Source organism: Halarcobacter anaerophilus (genome assembly GCF_006459125.1).
In the GTDB taxonomy this organism is placed as follows: Bacteria; Campylobacterota; Campylobacteria; order Campylobacterales; family Arcobacteraceae; genus Halarcobacter; species Halarcobacter anaerophilus.
Window position 1 is genome coordinate 1,721,329 of the sequence record NZ_CP041070.1, and the last position, 21,387, is coordinate 1,742,715.

Here is a 21,387-nt window from a genome sequence, read left to right on the forward strand (position 1 = left end):
TAGATTAACCGATTACTTAATATTTTATGTTAAAATAATTTTATGAATAAAAAAATAGTAACTTTTTTACTCCTTATATTTTTTACAGGCTGTAGTGTCAATGATGTTTATACCCTAACAAGAGCGGCAATAAGCAAAGACCCCTCTTCTGCCTTTGAATCCCTTGCCAGAACAAAAGCAGTCAATTATGTAAGCAATCCTACAAAACTCTCAAAAGATATTAAATCTTTATCTTCCCTTATTGAAAAAATAACAAATAGTTGGGGAGAAGATAATATAAAAATACCCAAAAAGAAAGAGTATGTAAAATATATGCAAAACTATAAAAGCAGAGCCTTAATAGATTTTGACAAAGGAATTGTAACAGTAGAAACAATAGATGAAAAAAGCTCTAAAAATAGTCTTAAAAATGCAATAGTAACGACACTTTTACTTCCCGATGACCCAAGAGCTATTGATCTTTTTGGATCAAATAAGGTCAAATTAGGAGGAACACCCTATCTTTTAGGTGAAGTAAAAGATGATCAAAATAAAAATATAAGATATCAATGGAGAGCAAACAGATATGCTGATATTCTTCTAAAAAACAGTTTCAAACAAAAAAGTTTAAAAACTGCATCTAAAAATATTACAGTATCTTACGTAACTATTCCTATGGTTAAAGATCATGCCTCAATAAGAGTTGCAAAATTTAAACCTATAGTCAAAGAGTATGCAAAAAGATATAATCTAAGTGAAAATTTAATTTATGCAATAATAAAAACGGAGAGTAACTTCAATCAATTTGCAGTAAGCAACGCAGGAGCCTACGGACTTATGCAGATTGTTCCAAGCAGCGCGGGGAAAGATGCTTATAAATATGTAAAAGGAAAAAGTGTAAAACCTTCCTCTTCTTATCTTTTTAATGCAAAAAACAATATAGAACTAGGAAGTGCTTATATAAAAATGCTCCAAACCCAATATTTAAAAGGGATTAAAAACAGTGTTTCTAAAGAGTATTGCGTAATTAGTGCTTATAATACGGGAAGCGGAAATGTATTAAAAACTTTTTCAAAAAGCAGAAACCGGGCAACAACAATTATTAATCAAAAAACACCTATTGAAGTCTATAATACACTTAGAACAAAACTGCCTTATGACGAGACTAGAAGATATTTAAAAAAAGTTGTTGATTATAAAAAAGAGTTCATAAACATATAAAGATTAAAAAAAATCAAAAGCAGATTTAATCCTAAAAAAGCTCTTTTACTGTAAACACTTAAAAAAGAGAATATTATATAAAAAATAAAAAAGATATTCGGTGTTTTTACTTCAAAAACTTCTATTTCGTAATTTATAAAAGAGATTAAATATTCATCCCAAAAAGTTCCCAAACCTATAAAATGCAAAAAGAGTTCAATAGGATAAAAAAAAGTAAAAAATATAGTCAAAAAAGGAGATAAAAGCTGTTCATAAGCAGTATTTGGGAAAAAGAAATGAACAATGGGATTAAATACAAAAAAGATCCAAAAGTTAAAAAAAATAAAAGAAAAGATTTTAGGCTGATTTTTAAAATAGTGTATATATAAAAAGATATAAAAAACTCCGCAAATAGAGAACCATAAAGAGATAGAAAAAAGATATTTAGGAAAAAGTGAGAGAATCAAAATAAGAGTCAAAAACAGAGTTCCAAAGGAAAAAATTTTTATATTTGAACGAAGAAAAAGAGTTCCTAAAAAAAACATTATAAAACTTCTTAAAACAGAAGCAACTAGATTTGTCAATAAAAGATATAAAAACAGAGTTAAAAGAGTAAATATAAGAATATCCGCTTTTCTGTTTCTATAAGGGAAATACCTTTTTTGAAAAAATGAGTAAGGATAATAAAGCAATACATAAACCAAACTGGCAAGTATAGATAGATGAAAGCCTGAAATAGCAATTAGATGGCTGATTGAAAAATTCGTATAAATATCCCTATACTCTTTTGAAATAGGAATTGCCAAAAAAAGTGCAGAAAAAAGCTGTTTTATTTCTATATTTTTATGCTGTGATTTAATTTTTTCATTAAGCATTTTTTTTAAACTTTTGTTCTCTTGCTCTTTTTCATAATAGATTGATTTGGCATAAAACCCTTTTAAATAAGAATAAAAATTTACACCTGTAGTAAGAAACCCCAAAGTTATAAAATCAAGTTTTTGAAGAGTTCTGTTTTTTTCGATTGAAGTAAAAAAGGTTAGATCTTCATTTTGAAGTTTCAAAACGTAAAAATCCTCTTTTTTATAGATATTAATAATTTGAAATTTACTTTGAAAAAGCTCTTCTTCTTTCAAATCTTTATACTTAAAATACTCATGAAAAAAGTTAAAAAAAGCTATAAAAGCTAAGATAGAAAAAAGTAGGAAAAAATCTTTTTTTGAGGAGATAAACTGTAAACTATTCATAAAAATAGTTTACAGTAATATAACTATAAAAATTATTAGTTAACTCTTTTCCAAATACTCATTTGAGATAAAGAGTGTTGAAATTTTCTGTTAGTCTCTTTTATTACAAAAGGTACATCTATTGTATTTAAAAGTTCAAACCTGTCTTTTAAATTCTCTTTTAAAGTATCTAAAGTCTTAACCTCTTTATTATCTTTTAAAAATCCTCCAAGCCAGTTTTGTTTTGGAGTATACTCTTCAAGCCAAGTGTAAGGACTCAGAAGTACAAGAAGTCCATCTTTGTTTACTCTGTTTGGTATATCGTCAAGGAACTTTTGAGGATAATATAATCTATCAATCAAGTTTGAACAAAATATCAAATCATAACCTACATATAAATCTTTTAAATTGCAGGCATCACCTTGCATAAAAGTTACTCTCTCTTTTATTTCATCTAAAGCAAAATCTTTTAAAGAGACTGTTTTTTCATCAAAAAGATCACCTTCAGTTGTAACTTTAAAAGTTAAAGAGTCATATTTTTTTAGTTTCACTCCGACATTTATGAAGTTTGCACTAAAATCGATTCCTAATACCTCATCAAAGTGTTTTGCCAACTCAAAAGAACTTCTTCCGACTGAACATCCCAAATCCAAAGCTTTACTTCTTTTAATATCTTTTAGATAAGGAGTTAAAACTTCAACTGAATTTTTAGGAAAATTTTTCACCCCGTAATACTCATCTCCGTAATGAAATTCGCAATATTGAGATATTTGTTCATCTGTTTCATATACATTATCGTTTAGTTTTGTTCTATAATCATTGTTTGAACAAACATATCTGAATCCAGCATGTTGAAAAAAGTGTTTTCTAAAAGCGTATCTGGCACTTCTTAAAATCTCATTTCCCAAAGAGATAAAAGAGCCACCTTTCATAAGTGCATGTCTGTCATCAAAAGTAGGAGTAGTAAAATCATCATAGGCAGGATGAGTTTTAAAGCCGTCAAAAGGATATGTAGGAGTTATACTCCACTGCCAGACATTTCCCACTACATCATAAAAATCATCCATTTTATACTTATCAACAGGCGTTTGGTTAAAATATTTAAGCCCTATATTCGCCTCTTTTTCTTGAGCCTTTACAAAATCGTTTAATCTATAATACTCATCTTCACTTGGAAGTCTTACTTCAAATCCCAACTTCTCACTTTTGTATTTACAAAAAGCCTCTGCTTCATAAACATTTATATCTACAGGATAATTCAAAGGAAGAGGAACTACTCTATTTATCTCTCTTAAATAATATTTTCCATCTTTTTTAATCCAAAATGTAGGATATTTTGCTTGAGTAAAATCAAGCCATTTAAGTCCGTCTTTACTAAAATAGTGAAGTTTTGAGTATCCGCCCTCTTTTACAAATTCCAAAAATTCACCGTTTGATACAAGATATTTACTGGCTTTAAAATCTTTTATAGTAGCTTTGTGAAAAGCAAATTCATTATCCCAACCGTAAAAAACAGGATTTTCATAATTCTTTTCTAAGACTACTGTTCCTGCTTTTACTTCAAGAAGTTCATTTTTAGGATACTCTTCGCTAAATTCATTACAATATTCAAAAAGTTCTTCTTCTTTTAAATATTTAATATCAAGTTCTCTTAAAAGTACGGAAGAAGTCTCTATATGGATATTTTCATGCTCTATTCCCATTAAAATAATCCACATAGGGCTCTCCCAGTTTATAGGCATGGTAAACTCTATATTATCAATCAAATCCAAAATCAGTTCTTTTACTTCATCTCTATATGCTTTTGTCTCTTCGTAAGTTGGCCAAGAGTAGTTTTCTTTATTTAAATCATCCCAGCTCATCTCATCTACACCTATGGCAAAAATAGATTCAAAATTTTTGTTTACTCTTTTACTTACTATATTGGAAACATTTAATTTATTCATAAAAAAAGTTGCCGTATGTCCATAATAAAAAATCAATGGATGTCTCAGTCTGTTAGGTTGTTTATATAAGTAATCTTTGTTTTTTAATAAATCAAAAAGTTTTTCGTCTAATTCATAAGTTTGTAAAAAATACTCTTTTATTTCTGCTCTTTTTTCTTCTATCGTACCGACACTCAAGTTTATAGTATTTTTAATGTAATTCATTGTCACCTCAATTTATTCTGCTTTTTATACTATTCATAAAATTTAATTCTATTCTATAATATCTGAAAGTTTTTTAGTTAAATCTAAAATCTCGTCTTTTTCATTTAATCCCTCAATAAATCTTTCGGGAATATTTTTTAACCCCACTTGTGCCCCAACTAAAGCCCCTGTTAAAATCGATCTTGCCTGATTTTGTCCGCCGCCGTTAAGAGCTTGTAAAATTGCACTTTCAAAATCATTATCAAATCTGGCTGCTAGATAATAACTTGCAGGAAGAATATGATAAATAGCACACGGCATACCGTATACTAATGAGACTTTCCATGCAGGCTCTATTTTTATATCTTTGTCTTTTGCTGCTTGTGCCATATATGATGGGGATAACAGAGCATCGGGAGAAGCAAAAAGTCCAATATTTGAAGGATCTTTTGCTCCTGGTTTGGGAGGTTTAAAGTTATCGGAAGTTACTGCATGAAAAGGCAGTTTTCCTTCTTTTACAAGTTTCATCAGTTTTATTGAGATATCTTTATCTAATTTTTCTCCTTGTATTAATTGAGCTAATACAGCACCGTATGCAACACTCATTGAACCTACTATATCATCAACTTGGGTTAAAAAAGTATTATGAGATATTGTTTGTGCCAATTTTTTAGGACTTTTTGCATATTTAACTGCCAAAGCAAGAGTTCTCTCTATAGCTTCCGTAGTATCTGCCCTGCTTCCTACTTCATCCCATGAAAGTTTTTGTTCTACTCTTTGTCTATATACTTCTCTTATTGATTGTGAAGTATAACCTCCCGGACCGTGAGTAGGAATACCGTCAATCTTCGTAAACAGCTCTTCATCAAGTTTTTTACAAAAATCTTCTTGATTATAACCTCTGTTTTCAATAAGTGATTTTATCATCAGCTTTAAAATATATCCTGCTTGGGATTGGTTCCCTGCTTTTTCAAACTCGTGGTATCTTCCTTTTTTAGGATTTGTATAGGTTGTTATAAACTCACCGTAATCTTTATGTTGTTCATCCAAATCATAATACCAATGAGGTCCTAATGCTATTGCATCTCCTATAAAAGCACCTACAATCGCGCCTTGGGCTCTATCTTTTATATCCATTTTAAATTCCTCTAATATTATTACTAATTAGTATGAAAAATTATACTACTAATTAGTAATAATGTCAATAGACTTTTGTTTTTTTACAAAGAAATAGTAGAATATTCAAAGAGTAAAGGATTTATATGAAAAACTACATTTTTTTATTATTAACTATTTTGTTTTTCAGTGCTTGCAGTAATAAACATCTTACAATCAAAGCTCTATACCCTTCAAATATCACGGAACAAAAAGTAAGCAATATCTTTGTAGATGAACTTAAAAATGATAATATCAATCAAACGCTATCTTTAAAAAATGAACTTATTAATAAAACAATAGATAATAAAAAAGTATTTTATCTGCAAAAAGAGAAAAAAGATGCAGATTTAATTATTGAAGGTGAAGTTTTAAATTCATCTTTAAATTCTACTTTTTATTATGAAGAGGATTTTAACAATTTCAGATGTCTAAGATATGTTTATATTGATTCTGCTAAAACTGCAACTTGTGTCGAATATGCAAGAATATTGATTCCTTGTGAAAGAAGAGATTATCAAGTTGAAACACAAATAAAAGCTTTAAATCAAAATAACAATATTATATTTTCCAAAATCTATAGCAAATCAAAAATTGAACGTGAGTGTTATAGATATCCTTTTTCCTATTCTCCCTTTTTTTATAATAGAATAAATCTAAATTACACAAGAGCTAAAACACAAGTAAACAGCAAACTTGCAAAAAAAATAGCAATAGAGATTCTTGAAGATATTTCACCACATTATATTTATCAAAAAATTCAAATAATTGATAAATTAAATAATAAATATAAAAAGAGCGTAGAAGAAGAGTTTAGCGATAGTATACTCTTGCTAACGCATAAAAAAGTAAAAGAAGCAAAACAGAAACTTGAGAAACTGAATTCCAAATTGAATTATAACAGTTATGAAGTATTATATAATTTGGCTTTAACTTATGAAGCTGAAAACTTTTTAGAACAGGCAAGACTTTTTTACTATAAAGCAAATAAAATTTGTAAAAATATTGATGATCTGAAATTAATTAACAAGGCTATAAACAGAGTTAATAAAAATATTATTAATAAACAGAAAGCTAAGTTGCAATTAGATAGTATTCAAAAATATTAAAAAGGATTTTTATTGAAATTTCTTAATATTTTTTTACTAATCATAACTGCAATTTTTTTCTTGGCGTGTGCTCCTAAAAACATAAAAATAGAAGATATAAAAAATTATCCCCAAAACCCTGCTTTTTATATAAATAACTTTACAAACGTAACTTTAAACAAAGAAGAGTTGTCAAAAAACTTTATAAAGAAATACTTTTCACCTTGGAATTTAAAGGCTCTTAAATATTCAAAAGAAGAGGCATCTTGGGGAAATATTTATGCTAAAAGAGAGATTTACTTAGAAAACTACAGACTTGCTTCAAAACAGTGGTTTGACAAACTTATTGATAATGCAAATTTTGAAAAATATAATACTGCTTTGTTAAAAGCAATTACGACAAAAAATTGTGATTTTAGAGTATTTCCTACAAACAGTTCACTCTTTTACAATCCCCAAAAAGCGGGTGAAGGTTTCCCTTTTGATTATAACCAAAACTCAAGAGTAAAAATAAATACTCCTGTTTTCGTATCCCATTTTTCAAAAGACAAAGCCTGGGCATTTGTACAATCCCACTATGTTTTAGGATGGGTTAGAGTCGATAATCTTCTATTTGTAAATGAAAATCAGATAAAAGAGTTTAAGAATAATCCTTTATATGTGATTACGCAAGACGGGTTTCAGACTTTTGATATAAATTTAAGTGAAGATTTGAAAATAGGAACCTTTTTTCTAAAACAGAAAGATAAATATCTTCTTGCAACAAATTCGGGAATAAAAAAAGTAAATCTAAATAAAAACAGTATAAAAGCTTTTCCTCTGGATTTTAACAAAAATTATGTTTCTAAACTTCTTAATCAATTTATAACTGAACCTTACGGTTGGGGCGGTTTAAACAATCATCGTGATTGCTCTAGTTTTACCCAGGATTTTTTTACACCTTTTGGAATCTATTTAAACAGGAATTCAAAAGCACAAACAGCTCTTAATAAATATTTTGATATTTCCAAATATAGCAATAAAGAGAAAAAAGAGTTTATTATAAAAAACGGTATACCTTTTTTAACTCTTGTATATTTAAGAGGTCATATAATGCTTTATATAGGCACCTACAACAATGAACCTCTTGTAATGCACAATATGTGGGGCGTTAAAACTTGGATCTTCCCTTTTACTCATGGAAGAAATATAGTAGGGAAAACCGTAATAACAACACTAGAACCCGGAGTTGAACTAAAAATGGCAGATAAATATAGAACAATCCTAAAAAGAGTTCAAGGTATTGTTCTACTTAATAAAAAATAGAGTATCTGTTTTTTATTATTTATCCACCTTTCTTAAATAAACAATTCTATAAAGCATTGGAACATAATATAAGTTCAAAACTGTTGCCCAAAGAATTCCGAAACCTAAAGCCAAAGCCATAGGCTGTAAAATCAAAGCTTGTCCAGATGGGAAAAAGATTAAAGAGCTAAGACCTAAAACAGTTGTCAAAGAGGTTAATAAAATAGGTCTTAATCTAAGCTGTGCAAGCTCTTTTAACTCTTCTAATGTTTTTGCTTTTTTAATAAAATCCATCATAATTATTCCGTCATTTACAATAACACCTGCAAGACCGACCATACCTATTAAACTAGGCATTGTAATATTTACACCCATAATAAAGTGTCCGAAATATACTCCTAAAATAGATAAAGGAATGGTACTTATTATTATAAAAGATTTAATTATAGAATCAAACATCCAAACAAGAGCAATAAAAATCAGAATAACTGCCATAATAGCAGCTTCAGACATCTCATTTTGTACTTTTTCATTCTCTTTTTGTTCACCTTTTATATCAATTGTCACACTTTTTCTTAAGTTATCCAAAGTAGGTTTTAACTTTTTAAAAACTTCATTTGACGTAGTATTCGTAATAGATGCCGTTACGCTTGTGATTCTTTTGTTATTCTCTTTAAAAATTTGTGAATATGCGGGAATTTTTACAAAATCGACAACATCTTTTAAAAGCACTTTTTGTTCACTGTTCGGAATTGTTACTTCTAAACTATTTAAAGAGCTTAAAATATCTTTATTTTCACTTTTAAATACAATTTCTATAATCCCTTTATCATCAAACATTTTAGAGTAAGTCGCTTTTAAATAAAGAGGTCTTAGTTCAGATAAAATCTGCTCTTCTGAAAAACCTAAATCATAACCGTAAGGATTTACTTTAAATTTAAGCTCATAATTTCCAAGTAATGAATCATCTGCAATATTTGAAACACCTTTTATTTTTGAAAGAGCATCTTTCAAAACTTTTACCGAATCTTGAACTTTTTTATTATCTCCTGATACGGCTAATTCAATATCATATTTTACAATCCCTGCTTTAGGAACAAAAACTTTCAGCTCTTCATATGTTTTTGAGTCCATAAACTCTTGTAAATCTTCTTTTATCTTAGTCTCTATCTCTTGAGAACTGCCTTCTCTTATCATCTCTTTATCATCATATTTAGGAGACAAATAAGGATTTATATATTTATCAAAAATATTTTGAGGAGCCCTTTCATATAAATTTACAAATATTTGAAAATAAAACTCTTCATATTCAGGCTGATTCTTTCCGTCAAGTTTCATTCCCGTAACAGAACTGATTGATTGGATTTCTGTTTTAAAATCAAGGGTTTGTAACAGCTTTTTTTCTATATCAAAAACTTTTTGTTCTGTTTGTTCAATCTTTTTACCCACACCAACTGAACCTGTAATATAAACTTGCGTTGAATCAAAATCCGGCATAAATTTAAATTTTGAAGAGCCTATTAAAATAACCGAAAAAACTAAAATTGAACCCACTAAAACACTTAAAGCTATATATTTCCATTTTAGTAAAAAAGATAAAAGATTAGAGTAAAGCCTTTTGTTAAAATCCCAAATTTTATGAGATTTTCTATCCTCATTGCTAAGTTTTAATATCTGCTTTGCATGTAAAGGCAAAAAGAAAAATGCTTCTAAAAGTGAACTTATAAGAAGTATTGATATCATTATAGGCAGAATTCTCATAAATTTACCGGTTTCTCCACTCATTAAAAGAATAGGTAAAAAAGCAAAGATAGTCGTAGCCGTTGCGGTTAAAACAGCAGGATAAACTTCTATAGCACCGTCTCTTGCCGCTTCAAACTTCCCTTTTCCCATCTCCATATGACGATAAATATTTTCAGCAACTACAATAGCTTCATCAACAAGCATACCAAGAGCAATAAGTGCCCCAAGAAGAGAAAGCATATTTAAACTGTAACCCAAAGATTCGGCTGAAATAAGACCTATCATAAAAGAGGTCGGAATTCCGATTGCAATAACCAAAGCTATTCTCATATTTATAAAAAAAAGCAGTGCTATAAAAAGAAGCATTAAACCAAAAAGAATATTTGAAACAACCGTATTAAGCCTATTTTTAATCCAGACAGAAGTATCCATATAAGTATCAAATTTCAAATTTGTATACTTTTTTTCAAAATCTTTCGTAATTGATTTTATCTTTTTTACCAACTCAATAGAGTCACCCTCTTCACTTTTACTGATACTAATAGCAACATTTGTTCTTCCGTCAAAGTGAGATTTATCCGTAACATCTGCAAAAGTATATTTAATATTTGCAATATCTTTTAAATAAAGAGTTTTGCCTTCTACTTTGATTTTAGTATTTTTTATATCTTCAATATCTTTTTCGCCGTTAAAAGTGCTTAGATAGTAGTGTCTTGTTCTATCTTTTATTATACCTACGGGAAAAATTGAGCTTAAGTTTTGAACAGCAGAGATTACTTCTATTGTAGATAAGCCAAAAGCTTCGATTTTTTCTTCATCAAAGGAGATAAGAAGTTCTTTGTCGCTTTTTCCTAAAACAGTAACGTTTTCCAAATCTTTTAGCTGTTGAATTCTGGATTTTACCTCTTCTGCAATATCTAAAAGCTCTTCTTTTGAAATTTGCGTTTGAGAATAAACAGCAACGGTAATCAAAGGGAAATTCTGAACTACTGTTTTTACGGTAGGTTCATCCATATCAGAAGGCAGGTTTGTCTGAACTTGTGTGATAATATCTTTTATATCATCAACAACCAAACCTATATCTTCACCCTCTCTTAATTCAGCAGTAATAGAAAAACTGCCGTTTTTTATAATAGAATCTATTTTTGTAACTTCTGCAACACTTAAAAGCTCATCTTCAATATCTTCAACTGCAATTTTATCTAAAACATCGGAACTAGCTCCCGCATAAGTTCCTGAGATTAGGATTTTATCCATATTAGACGGAGGAAAAATCTCTTTTGGAATTTTAAGATAGGCAAAAATAGAAAGAACTAAAATAAAAAGTAAAAGAAGATGATTTAGAATACTCTTTTTTAGTCCAAACTCAATTATTCTTTGTATCATATTTCCCTTCTATTGTAAAAATCAATAAAGAGTCCTCTATTTGATTTTCAAATTTCATATCTTCAAGTTGTTGGGCAAGAAATTTGTTTTCCTCTTTCAAAGAAGTATAATGGGCATATAATTTATTGATATCTTTACTTACATAATAGATATTATTAATTAAATATATTTTTGGAAAATAGAGAACTAAAGCTACAAACAGAGTAACAAATACAATAAAAAGAGAATTCCTAGGATTCAATTTAATCAAACTTAAATATCCTTAATTTGGAACTTCTGCTTCTAGGATTTAATTTAATCTCCTCTTTTGTAGGAGTTATAGGTTTTTTTGTAATGATTTTTCCCAAAGAGTGATTGTTTCCGCAAGTACATTTAAAAGCATCGGGAGGACAAATACAAGATTTTTTCCATTTTTTAAAATAATTTTTTACAATCCTATCCTCTAAAGAGTGAAAAGAGATTATGGCAACAATACAATTTCTAGGTTTTATCTCTTCAATAGATTGAAAAAGTCTTTCTAAAACACCTAATTCATCATTTACCTCTATTCTAATTCCTTGAAAAGGAAGAGTTGCAGGGTGAATTTTACCTTTACTCATATTTTTTTCAAGAAAAGAAGCCAACTCTTTTGCCGAACTAAAAGGTCTGTTATTTACTATTAAAGATGCAACTTTTTTGTATTCTCTTACTTCTCCGTACTCTTTAAAAACTCTTTCAAGTTCACTTTGAGAATAGGTATTTACTACAACTGAAGCATCTAAGCTTTTAGTTTGGTCCATTCTCATATCAAGAGTATCACCGTCAAAACCAAAACCTCTTTGAGTTTTATCCAGTTGTAAAGAGGATACTCCTATATCCGCCAAGATTCCACGTATATTGAATCCTCTAAAAGTTTCCAAAACATGTTCAAAATTGCCTTGATTGAAGATTACTCTGGTTTTATAATCTAGTAATCTCTTTTTAGAAAAAATTAAAGCCTCTTCATCTTGATCGTTACATATTAATTGAATATTTTCATTTTGTTGTAATAAACCTAAACTATGACCGCCATACCCTGTGGTACAGTCAATAATATATCCATCGTCTATATCTTTAAAAGCTTCTAAAACTTCATTATAAAGTACGGGTATATGGGGAACATCCATAAAACATCCTTAATTACAGTTCTTTTATTTGCGATTGGATATAATACCTAAAAAAATATTTAAGGCATTTTAAAATGATTGATTCAAACGTTGTAAAACTCTTAAGCAATCTCTCCTTAACAATGTTTAGAAAAAATTTTTTCGGTATATATCATGGAGCGATTTCAGCAAAATTGGACTACAACTCATTTGTTATAAATACAGCCGATGCAATTTTTGATGAAATGGATGATAACTCTTTTTGTAAACTCAATATGACAAAAAAAGATTATAGATGGAAAATTGCAAGTATTGAATCTGATATACATTCAACAATATATACAAATATACATGAAGCAAAATATATAGCATTTGGTGTTCCTATTTATACTACGGCGTATACTTTTGAACATGACGAAATTGTTTTTGATGATTATTTTGGGAAAGTTACTCTAGGAGGAAGGGTTCCTATATATGACCCTGGCGATTTTAGTACTTGGTACAGTAGAAACGCTTTAGAGATAACAAAATATTTAAAAGAGAGCAATGAAAGAATAATGGTAATTAAAGGTGTCGGTACGTATGTTTATGATAGAGACATAAATAATTTGGTAAAAACCGTAGCCATTTTAGAGAACTCTTGCAGGCTTTTAAGTCTAAAATCTTCTTATCAATAACAAAAATGCAAATTTTTATATAATAATTTGCATCAATGCCCTAATTTTTAGCTACTTTAAAGCTTAAATACTATAAAGTTTTTAAATATTTTAAATCTTACACAAGGAGTTCTTCTATGAACAAAGCTGAATTTATTGACGCAGTTGCAGCAAAGGCTGGTTTATCAAAAAAAGATGCTAAATGTGCAGTTGATGCAGTATTAGACACAATTACAGAGACTTTAGTAAAAAAAGAAACTGTTAGTTTTATTGGTTTCGGTACATTTAGTACAGCAGCTAGAGCTGAAAGAACAGCAAAAGTTCCTGGAACTGATAAAACTGTTACTGTTCCAGCTACAACTGTAGCAAAATTCAAAGTTGGAAAAGCTTTAAAAGAAGCTGTAGCTAAATAATAACTTTTTCATCTAAGCAAAAAGGGAGGCTCTTTTGAGTTTCCCTTTTTTTATTGAAAAAATTCAATAAATAAAAAAATTTTAAAAAAAGCGATATTTTAAGTATAAAATTAAGAATCTATTTGCTATAATTTCAACTCTTTTTTAGATGCCCGTGTGGTGAAACTGGTAAACACGCTGGATTCAAAATCCAGTGACCTTGGTCTTGTCGGTTCAAGTCCGACCACGGGTACCACTTTTTTATAATCTTAAAAATATAAAATCCAAGTTCTACTTTCAAACTATTAAAAATTACTTTTAAAAAAAGATCAAATTAAAATCTTTTAAATAAAAAATTTTTTCAATTAATTTTAAATTAATAAATCTATTAAAACCTAATTCAAACAATATATACTATTTTTTGTAATATTTTGTTTTATTTTGTATTTTTTTATTAGATTTATATTTTTATTTTGTTATATTTTGTTTTATATATATTTTTTAGGACTTTTATATGGAAAATACTTTATATGACTTAGCAGACTTTTTAGATGATTTAGAGATTAAAGGTTTAAAACAAAAAGAGTCAACCCTTCTTAAAAACAGTGAGAAGATAAAATTATTATTAAGCTCAAACCATAGTTTAAAGCGACAGATAGAAAAACTAAAAGAGGATTTGAATGTCGAGATATCTGTTTTTACTTATAGAAACTTTTTGATTAAATATTTTAAAAAAAGTTATGAAGAGCATACAATTAACAAAGTATTTGCAAACTGCAAAGTGATTGTTTTGGATTTAATTCTAAATAAAAAAATTGATGATTCTATTCATATATATGAATTTCTTATTAAAAATAAAATGTTGAAAAAAGTAAAAAACGATGACAAAAGTATAATTACTTATGAAAAATTTTTGGATAAATTAAAAGAGTATACAAATTTAAAACATCTTTCAATTAAAATTGAGGATAAAATTGAAAATGCAGATATAGAAAAAGAGATTGCAGCTCATTCAAAAGATATAGAAGAAGTTTCGGCAGATACAAAAGTTAATATTGAACTTTTAGACGGGAGTCTAGATCCATATAATATAAGATTTTTGACATACTCATATATTTTTAAAAAACATAGTAAAAAGAAATATGATTTCGATGAGAAAAACTACATAGTAATTCCTACAGACTACAATAACAAAAAACTTGATTTTGAAAAAATAAAGAATTTAATTTTTGAAGAAAATTTAATAAAAAACTACTCTTTGATTTTTCATGACAACAAGCTTGAAGACGGTTTTTTATATATCTACAGATTAATAAACAAAAAATTACACCTTTTAGAAAAGATTAATTCAAGAGAATCATCTGAATTTGAAGATTATTATAAAAAAGGAGTAAATATCTTTTTAAATAACTTTGAAAACTTCTTAAATAATGGCTCTTTATCCCTTGAAAAAACATATTAAAAAATAAATAATTTTTTTAAAGAGTAAAAAAATTAATGTTTTTACTTAATAATTGTTTAAAAAAGAAAATAATAAAATTTAATAAAAGCTTAAAAGGGGTCTAAGATGCAAGTAAATAACAGTGTACAATATGATTCATCTGTCTATTTAAATTTAAATCAATCTCTAAATAGAATTTCAAGCGGTAGTCAAATAAATAGTGCTGCAGATGATCCGGCAGGATTGGCAATTGCAGAACAACTTAAAGTTGAGAATTCAAGTATTGCCCAATCTATCGATAACGCAGTTAGCGGAATTGCAAATATACAAATTGGAGACCAAGCTTTAAGTGAACAATCATCAATTCTAGACCAAGTAAAAGAGAATTTACTGCAAGCTTCGACAGACACTACTTCACAAGAAGGAAGAGAAGCTTTATTAAATGATATTCAAGGCTTATTAGGAAATCTAAATAATATTGCAAGCAGTACAAATTATAACGGTGAAACTCTTTTACAAAATGCACCCGATGATACTTCTGCTTCACAAAGCTTACAATTTCAAGCAGGGGAAAATGCAGAAGATATAATTGAAAGTGACTCTATCCAATCAAATACGGACGGATTGGGATTAGACTCTTTATTAAATCAAGATGCTTCAACATTTACTTCTGAAAGTGCAAGAAACTTTTTAAGTAGTATTGATAGTGCTATTGACACCGTAAACAGTTATAGATCGGATTTAGGTTCAACTCAAAACCAATTACAAAGTTCAGTAGGTAACTTAATGACGCAATATACTCAAACTGCAAATGCTACTTCTACTATTAAAGATGTAGATTATGCTCAAGAAGTTTCTAATTTTAGTAAACAAAATATATTAGCTCAAGTAGGAGCCTATGCTTCTGCTCAATCTAATAATATAAATCAAAATATTGTAAATAGATTATTAACATAAAAAAACCTAAGTTATTTTAACTTAGGTTTAAAATTCTATTGTATGATTGATTCTGACCCTGTTTATAGGTCTGTCGGTAATTTTGAAGTGTTTAACTCCATTATAAACAAAGTAATTTTTATATCCGGTTATCATCTTTTTTTCTACTCTTTTAGGTTCATCATAACACTCAGTTCTTGTTTCATATCTATAAGCTTTATTATAAGCTCTAGGTTTATAATTTCTAATCTCATGAGCAACTTTTGCACCTAATAATCCGCCTACGATTTGAGATGCAACCCTTCCGTTGCCTTTACCGATTTGGCTTCCTAATACTGCTCCTGCTGCTGTTCCTACTAAAGTGTCAATTCCCAAGCTATCATCATAACCTGAAGAGTAATATTGGTCATCATAATTATCTCGTACTTTATATTTGACCTCTTCACATACTCTATTTGGTACTTTTTCATAAACATATTCATAAATAGGTTCAGAGTATGTAACTCTCGCATAGTCATAAAATCTGTCACCACCTGCATAAAGTGATGAGCCTATAACTATTCCAGAAAAAAAAGTCTTCTTAATTAAATTCAAAATTGTACTCTTAATCATGATAACTCCTTTTCAACTGGTTAAAAAACCAGTTAATCTTTATTTCATAGCAGAAATATAACCAGCTAATGCTTTAATATCAGCATCTGATAATCTTGCAACTTGACCTTTCATTACACCTTTCATAGCTCCACCGTAAGAACCGTCTTTGTATCCGTGTAATGCTTTTTCAATTTTTGCTGCATCCCAACCTTTAATAACTTGAGATTTATTTAATGCATGTTTTTCTGCATTTGCACCGTGACATGTTGCACATGTTTTAAATAGTGTTGCTCCATCAGCTGCGAATAGTGATGTTACACCTAATAGTGCCATTGCACCTAGAATTTTTGTTACTTTCATTTTTTACTCCTTAATTTTATAATACTAGAAGTATAAAATCAAATTGTGAATTGATTGTGGATATTAAGAGAGTTATTTCAATTTGCCAAAGACTTTATACTCTTCCCAGTAAGTATCCAAAGCCTCCTGTAACTCTTTATTTGTAAGTTTTGTTTTCTCTTTTACGCCAAACCTTTTAATAAAAGCCTGAGGCATAATTGTAGTCTCTTTTGACGGATTTTTTAAATAATCCGTCATAGCTTTTTTTACATCTCTTTCACTGCTGTATTTAAGCAAATATCTATAAAAATATTTATCAATAGAAACAGGTAGTTTGTTATGACACTTTAAACAATTATTTTCATAAACATCTGCAAAAGCAAAATTAAAAATAATTGTTAAAATAAATAAAACCTTTACCATTTTAGCTCCATTTTTGTTCCTTCATGAAGTTTTGAAGATACATCTATTTTAAAATCATACTCTTTTGCAATAATAGAAACAATATTTAAACCTATTCCAAAACCGCCTACGCTGTTGTCAAATCTTACATATCGTTGAAAAAGATTCTCTATTTGTTCTTGTGTCATTCCTTTTCCCGTATCCTCAATGCTTAAAGATGATTGTCGCAGATTTACTATAATTTTTCCTTTTATCTTATTATATTTTATTGCATTTGATAAAAAGTTATCTATGATTTTAATCATTTTTTTTCTATCACAAAAAATAGTAACTTTTTCTTCAATATTCGCAATAATCTCAAGCTTCTTAACTTCTGCCAAAGTCCTGAAATACTCAACTCTTTGATTTGTTATAGCACTTAAATCCAAATATTCATTTTGAGAAATAATTTTATTATCTAAAGTTAAAAAAGTTAAATCTTCATAAATATTTGAAATAGTTTTTGCCCCAATATCTATTCTTTTAATCTTTTTTGCCAGTTTTTCATCAAGTTTAGTTATATCTATCATCTCAACATTTGAAATTATTGCACTAACGGGAGTGTTTAGTTCGTGAGTCGTATCTTTTATAAATCTATCCAAAAGATGTAAAGCATCTTTCATAGGTCTTAAAAAAAGTTTTAAAAGAAAATATCCCAACAGTGTCATAAAGAAAAAAGCAATTATTACAAAAACCGTAATCTCTTTTTCCAGCAAAATAAGCCATTGTTCATCATCAGGAATTTCCAGTACAACGTATTTTGCACCCAAATAGTAAGATTCAGGTTCTTCTATAAAATGTATTTTTGAGCCTGAAGTATAAACAACTCCGTCCAAATCCACATCTTTTGATTCCAATGTGGAAAAAATAAGTTTTCCCTCACTGTCATAAATAGCAGAATTAAACTTTTCGTCTCTTGGATAATACTTGTATTTATCAAAATTGATATGCAGGTTTTTTAATCTGAAAACAAAATCATTGGCATACTCTTGCATCATAATTCTTTTTTTCTGAAGCATTAAATCTTTTTGAAAAGAGAAATATAAAAAGGAGATAAAAAATAGAATTACAATAGTAAAAAAAGAGTATAGAGATAAAAATCCTAATAGTGTTTTTTTCTCACTTTGAGTTAAATCGATATCCAAGCTTTTTAAGACTAACAATTCTATCTTTTCCTAAAATTTTTCTTAAATTTTTTATATATGTACGAAGGGAATTATCACTGTATTGCTCACCGTAATCCCACAAATAGTCATATATTCTATCATGTACCAAAACTTCATCTCTGTTTTGCAAAAAGAACTTTAGAAGCTTCTGCTCTTTAAAGTTTAACTGCACTACTTCACCCTCTTTTAACAGTTCATTAGATGAAGTATCAAAAGTAATATTATCATCAATTGTAACAATTGTATCCTTACTTTTGGAAAACTCTCTTTTTATAATCCTTTTAACTCTTAAAAGAAGCTCTTTTAACTCAAAAGGTTTTCTTATATAATCATCACAGCCGCTGTCAAAACCCTCTTCTAAAGAACTCATCGAATTAAGAGAGGTAATAAATATTGCAGGAGTATTGTTACCCTCTTTTCTAAGATTTTTTAATAAATCAAAACCATTAATCAATGGAACATTAACATCAAACAAAAAAGTATCGAATTTTTTTTCGTAGATAGCTTCCAAAGCCTCTTCCCCGTCATAAACAGGAGTAACTTCAAATCCCTGCTCATCAAAATAATCAACAATTGTTTCACTTAATGTTAAGTCATCTTCCAAAAGTAATAATTTTGTTTTCATTTTATTTCTTTAGTTTCTTTAGATTCTCTTTATATTTTGCTTTCTCTTTTTCATTCATTGTAGGAACTCTGCTTTTTAACTCTTTATTAAATCTATTTAGATTTTTTTTCTGAACATATCCCATTATTTCTATTAACTCCTGGGTACTCATTTCCGAAAAATCATCTGCAAATAAAGGTAAAGTTAACATCAAAAATAAAAAAGCAATTACAATTCTTCTCATCTCTTCGCTCTAATAAATAATTTTTGTTATGATAACATAAAATTGTAGAAAAATAGTAAATCATCTTATATTTTAGTATTAATAAATTTGATTTATAATAGAATCTTAAAAAAATAAAAGAGAAAAAATGAAAAAAACTATTATATTTTCTATATTATCAATATTTATACTTTCAGGTTGCTTTGGACAAGACGATTCAAAGCAGGAGTGGACTTCACTTATATATCCCGATAAAAACAATACAAAAAGAAGTAAAAAGTATGCTGTTTTCAGTACTTTAAAAGAGTGTAGAGAAGCCTCTATAAAAGAGCTTGAAAGATTGAACTTAAGTTCAAGAGGAGATTATAATTGTGGATTAAACTGTAAATATCATGAAGGTATGAAAGTTGATATTTGTGAAAAACTGAGTAAATAATTTTGCTCAAACCTATGGAAAAAATAGACCTAAAATATATTTGGAAGCTACTTCTTCATAAAAAAAGAGCCCTGCTCTTAGGTCAGTTTATTACGATTATTGCTATTTTAGTTAATGTTCCTATTCCTCTTATGCTTCCTGCTTTAGTTGATGAAGTTCTATTGAATAAACCTGATTTTTTTATAAATTCGATTAATGAATATTTAGGAATAGGAAACTCTTTATATTATATATTAATTGTTACAAGTGCCGTTGTTTTTTTAAGATTTATATATTTTATTTTAAATGTAGTTACAACAAAAATATTTACTTTTATTTCAAAATATATAACATTTAAAATAAGAGAAAAACTGATAAAACATTTGGAAAAAGTCTCTATGAATGAGTATGAAAGCCTAGGAAGCGGTGCAATTGCAGCCAATCTTATTACCGATGTAAATACTTTGGATAACTTTATTGTTACAAGTGCAAGTAAATTGGTATCTTCTGTTCTTACTTTGCTTGCCGTTTCTATTGTAATGATTGCAATAGATCCTATTTTAGGTATTTTGATTCTTTTTATTCAACCTTTAATAATGTTATTGTCAAGAAAAATCTCACAAAAAGTGGGAACATTAAAAAAAATAGAGAATCAAGCTATAGAAAAGTTTCAAGATAATATTGGGGAATCTTTGGAGCTTTTTGGACAAATAAAAGCAAGCAATAAAGAGTCATACTTTTTTAATCAGGCAATTAATAAAGCAAAAGATATACAAAAAACATCAAATGAATATAACTATAAAAGTGTTGCTTATGAAAGATTCTCTTTTACTATTTTCCTGATTGCTTTTGAATCTTTAAGAGCAAGCGGATTAATAATGGTTGCCTACTCTGATTTATCAATCGGTATGATGTTTGCAATGTTTGGATATATCTGGTTTATTATGACTCCCGTACAAGATATTTTATCTATGCAGTATGCCTATACGACTGCAAACGCTGCACTAAAAAGAGTAAATAGAATATTAAAATTAAATACTGAAAAAAACGGAAAAGAGAAACTTAATAAAAGTAACAAAGGCATTATAATTGAGATTAAAAATCTAAACTTTTCTTATAATCTAAAAAAAGAGCTTTTAAGAGATATCTCTTTAAAAATAGAGCCTAAAGAGAAAGTAGCACTTATAGGAGCAAGCGGCAGCGGAAAAACTACACTTGCACAAATTATTGCAGGATTTTATACAAAACAAAGCGGAGACATCTATTATAATAATATCTCAATTGATAAAATAGATAAAAAGAGTTTAAGAAATGAGATTTTTTTGGTTTTGCAAATGCCTATTTTATTTAATAACACTCTTAGATTTAATATTACAATGGGAAATGAAAATATAAAAGATGAAGAGATCTATAAAGCTATAGAAATAGCACAGCTTAAAAAAAGTGTAAATGAAATGATAAACGGTCTTGATACTATTGTAGGCAGACATGGAATAAGATTAAGCGGCGGGCAAAGACAGAGATTATCTGTAGCCAGAATGATTATTGCAAACCCTTCTGTGGTAATTTTTGATGAATCGACATCTGCTTTGGATGTTCATACGGAAGCAAAACTGTTTAACAATCTAAAACCTGTTTTAGAAAATAAAACAGTTATTACAATAGCCCACAGATTAAGCACGGTAAAAAATGCTAATATGATTTATGTATTAGATAACGGTAAAATAGTACAAAAAGGGACTTCTAAAGAGTTAGAAGAGGAAGAAGGACACTATTTGGAATTTGTAAAAAGACAATTAATATAAGGAGTTTATCATAATTTACTATATTACTTTAGAAGATCTAAACAATGAGTATATATTAAAAAAT

The 21,387-nt window shown here is 28.3% G+C and carries 20 protein-coding genes, 1 tRNA gene and 1 pseudogene; 10 read left to right on the forward strand and 12 right to left on the reverse strand.

The window, feature by feature from the left end; translation table 11 throughout:
* Positions 1–42 precede the first annotated feature (42 nt).
* On the forward strand, positions 43–1,200 hold the full coding sequence (locus AANAER_RS08485) for a murein transglycosylase domain-containing protein (protein ID WP_044418539.1): 1,158 nt from the start codon (positions 43–45) through the stop codon (positions 1,198–1,200).
* On the opposite strand, the gene AANAER_RS08490 is transcribed toward AANAER_RS08485, so the two are convergent.
* Genes AANAER_RS08490 through AANAER_RS08500 form a run of 3 tightly spaced genes read right to left on the reverse strand, consistent with a single transcriptional unit; the run spans position 1,173 to position 5,668 of the window.
* On the reverse strand, positions 1,173–2,423 hold the full coding sequence (locus tag AANAER_RS08490; protein ID WP_129080874.1) for a ComEC/Rec2 family competence protein: 1,251 nt from the start codon (positions 2,421–2,423) through the stop codon (positions 1,173–1,175). The two genes, AANAER_RS08485 and AANAER_RS08490, sit on opposite strands and share 28 nt — an antisense overlap.
* 35 nt (positions 2,424–2,458) lie before the next feature.
* Positions 2,459–4,552 (reverse strand): 5-histidylcysteine sulfoxide synthase, encoded by a 2,094-nt coding sequence (ovoA, locus tag AANAER_RS08495; protein WP_044418538.1) that lies wholly within the window; start codon positions 4,550–4,552, stop codon positions 2,459–2,461.
* A gap of 48 nt (positions 4,553–4,600) precedes the next feature.
* Positions 4,601–5,668 carry an ADP-ribosylglycohydrolase family protein gene (locus tag AANAER_RS08500; RefSeq protein WP_129080875.1) on the reverse strand — a complete coding sequence of 356 codons (1,068 nt, stop codon included), beginning with the start codon at positions 5,666–5,668 and terminating at the stop codon, positions 4,601–4,603.
* Positions 5,669–5,793: 125 nt separating this feature from the next.
* Here AANAER_RS08500 and AANAER_RS08505 point away from each other — a divergent pair, with 125 nt between their 5' ends.
* Positions 5,794–6,795 carry a hypothetical protein gene (locus tag AANAER_RS08505; RefSeq protein WP_129080876.1) on the forward strand — a complete coding sequence of 334 codons (1,002 nt, stop codon included), beginning with the start codon at positions 5,794–5,796 and terminating at the stop codon, positions 6,793–6,795.
* Between the two features lie 12 nt (positions 6,796–6,807).
* Positions 6,808–8,079 carry a C40 family peptidase gene (locus AANAER_RS08510; protein ID WP_129080877.1) on the forward strand — a complete coding sequence of 424 codons (1,272 nt, stop codon included), beginning with the start codon at positions 6,808–6,810 and terminating at the stop codon, positions 8,077–8,079.
* Positions 8,080–8,094: 15 nt separating this feature from the next.
* Here the strand turns inward: AANAER_RS08510 and AANAER_RS08515 are convergent, their stop codons facing one another.
* From AANAER_RS08515 to rsmH, 3 genes are read right to left on the reverse strand one after another with little or no spacing between them, the layout of a single operon-like run.
* A complete protein-coding gene (locus tag AANAER_RS08515) occupies positions 8,095–11,187 on the reverse strand; it encodes an efflux RND transporter permease subunit (protein ID WP_129080878.1) in 3,093 nt (1,030 codons plus the stop codon).
* Positions 11,168–11,437: a hypothetical protein gene (locus tag AANAER_RS08520; RefSeq protein ID WP_044418533.1), complete on the reverse strand. Its 270-nt coding sequence runs from the start codon at positions 11,435–11,437 to the stop codon at positions 11,168–11,170. The genes AANAER_RS08515 and AANAER_RS08520 overlap by 20 nt, the downstream gene beginning before the upstream one ends.
* The gene (gene rsmH, locus AANAER_RS08525; protein WP_129080879.1) at positions 11,430–12,332 is read right to left on the reverse strand and encodes a 16S rRNA (cytosine(1402)-N(4))-methyltransferase RsmH; all 903 of its coding nucleotides are present in this window, start codon (positions 12,330–12,332) and stop codon (positions 11,430–11,432) included. The genes AANAER_RS08520 and rsmH overlap by 8 nt, the downstream gene beginning before the upstream one ends.
* Before the next feature lie 74 nt (positions 12,333–12,406).
* Here rsmH and AANAER_RS08530 point away from each other — a divergent pair, with 74 nt between their 5' ends.
* The 5 genes and pseudogenes from AANAER_RS08530 (at position 12,407) to AANAER_RS08550 (ending at position 15,757) form a co-directional block, all read left to right on the forward strand.
* On the forward strand, positions 12,407–12,988 hold the full coding sequence (locus AANAER_RS08530; RefSeq protein ID WP_129080880.1) for a class II aldolase and adducin N-terminal domain-containing protein: 582 nt from the start codon (positions 12,407–12,409) through the stop codon (positions 12,986–12,988).
* A gap of 101 nt (positions 12,989–13,089) precedes the next feature.
* Positions 13,090–13,380 (forward strand): annotated as a pseudogene (locus AANAER_RS08535) (HU family DNA-binding protein); the annotation flags it as partial.
* A gap of 150 nt (positions 13,381–13,530) precedes the next feature.
* Positions 13,531–13,615, forward strand: a tRNA-Leu gene (locus AANAER_RS08540).
* A gap of 258 nt (positions 13,616–13,873) precedes the next feature.
* Positions 13,874–14,821, forward strand: a complete 948-nt coding sequence (locus AANAER_RS08545) for a hypothetical protein (RefSeq protein ID WP_129080881.1) — start codon at positions 13,874–13,876, stop codon at positions 14,819–14,821.
* A 105-nt stretch (positions 14,822–14,926) separates the two neighbouring features.
* Positions 14,927–15,757, forward strand: a complete 831-nt coding sequence (locus AANAER_RS08550; RefSeq protein ID WP_129080882.1) for a flagellin N-terminal helical domain-containing protein — start codon at positions 14,927–14,929, stop codon at positions 15,755–15,757.
* Positions 15,758–15,784: 27 nt separating this feature from the next.
* On the opposite strand, the gene AANAER_RS08555 is transcribed toward AANAER_RS08550, so the two are convergent.
* The 6 genes from AANAER_RS08555 to AANAER_RS08580 all read right to left on the reverse strand — a co-directional run bounded on the left by AANAER_RS08555 (position 15,785) and on the right by AANAER_RS08580 (position 19,124).
* Positions 15,785–16,348, reverse strand: coding sequence for a glycine zipper 2TM domain-containing protein (locus AANAER_RS08555; protein WP_129080883.1), 564 nt, complete (start codon positions 16,346–16,348; stop codon positions 15,785–15,787).
* Positions 16,349–16,387: 39 nt separating this feature from the next.
* Positions 16,388–16,690, reverse strand: a complete 303-nt coding sequence (locus AANAER_RS08560) for a c-type cytochrome (protein ID WP_044418496.1) — start codon at positions 16,688–16,690, stop codon at positions 16,388–16,390.
* Positions 16,691–16,762: 72 nt separating this feature from the next.
* Positions 16,763–17,092, reverse strand: a complete 330-nt coding sequence (locus tag AANAER_RS08565; protein WP_044418494.1) for a hypothetical protein — start codon at positions 17,090–17,092, stop codon at positions 16,763–16,765.
* Positions 17,086–18,273 (reverse strand): sensor histidine kinase, encoded by a 1,188-nt coding sequence (locus tag AANAER_RS08570; protein WP_129080884.1) that lies wholly within the window; start codon positions 18,271–18,273, stop codon positions 17,086–17,088. Before AANAER_RS08570 ends, AANAER_RS08565 begins: the two co-directional genes overlap by 7 nt.
* On the reverse strand, positions 18,230–18,901 hold the full coding sequence (locus tag AANAER_RS08575) for a response regulator transcription factor (protein ID WP_129080885.1): 672 nt from the start codon (positions 18,899–18,901) through the stop codon (positions 18,230–18,232). Before AANAER_RS08575 ends, AANAER_RS08570 begins: the two co-directional genes overlap by 44 nt.
* A 1-nt stretch (position 18,902) precedes the next feature.
* Positions 18,903–19,124, reverse strand: a complete 222-nt coding sequence (locus AANAER_RS08580) for a DUF1104 domain-containing protein (RefSeq protein WP_044418489.1) — start codon at positions 19,122–19,124, stop codon at positions 18,903–18,905.
* A 127-nt stretch (positions 19,125–19,251) separates the two neighbouring features.
* Between AANAER_RS08580 and AANAER_RS08585 the strand changes: the two genes are divergently transcribed.
* Both AANAER_RS08585 and AANAER_RS08590 read left to right on the forward strand, forming a co-directional pair.
* Positions 19,252–19,539, forward strand: a complete 288-nt coding sequence (locus tag AANAER_RS08585) for a hypothetical protein (protein ID WP_129080886.1) — start codon at positions 19,252–19,254, stop codon at positions 19,537–19,539.
* 14 nt (positions 19,540–19,553) lie between these two features.
* Entirely contained in the window at positions 19,554–21,323 is a 1,770-nt protein-coding gene (locus AANAER_RS08590; RefSeq protein ID WP_129080887.1) for an ABC transporter ATP-binding protein, read from the forward strand.
* Positions 21,324–21,387 lie beyond the last annotated feature (64 nt).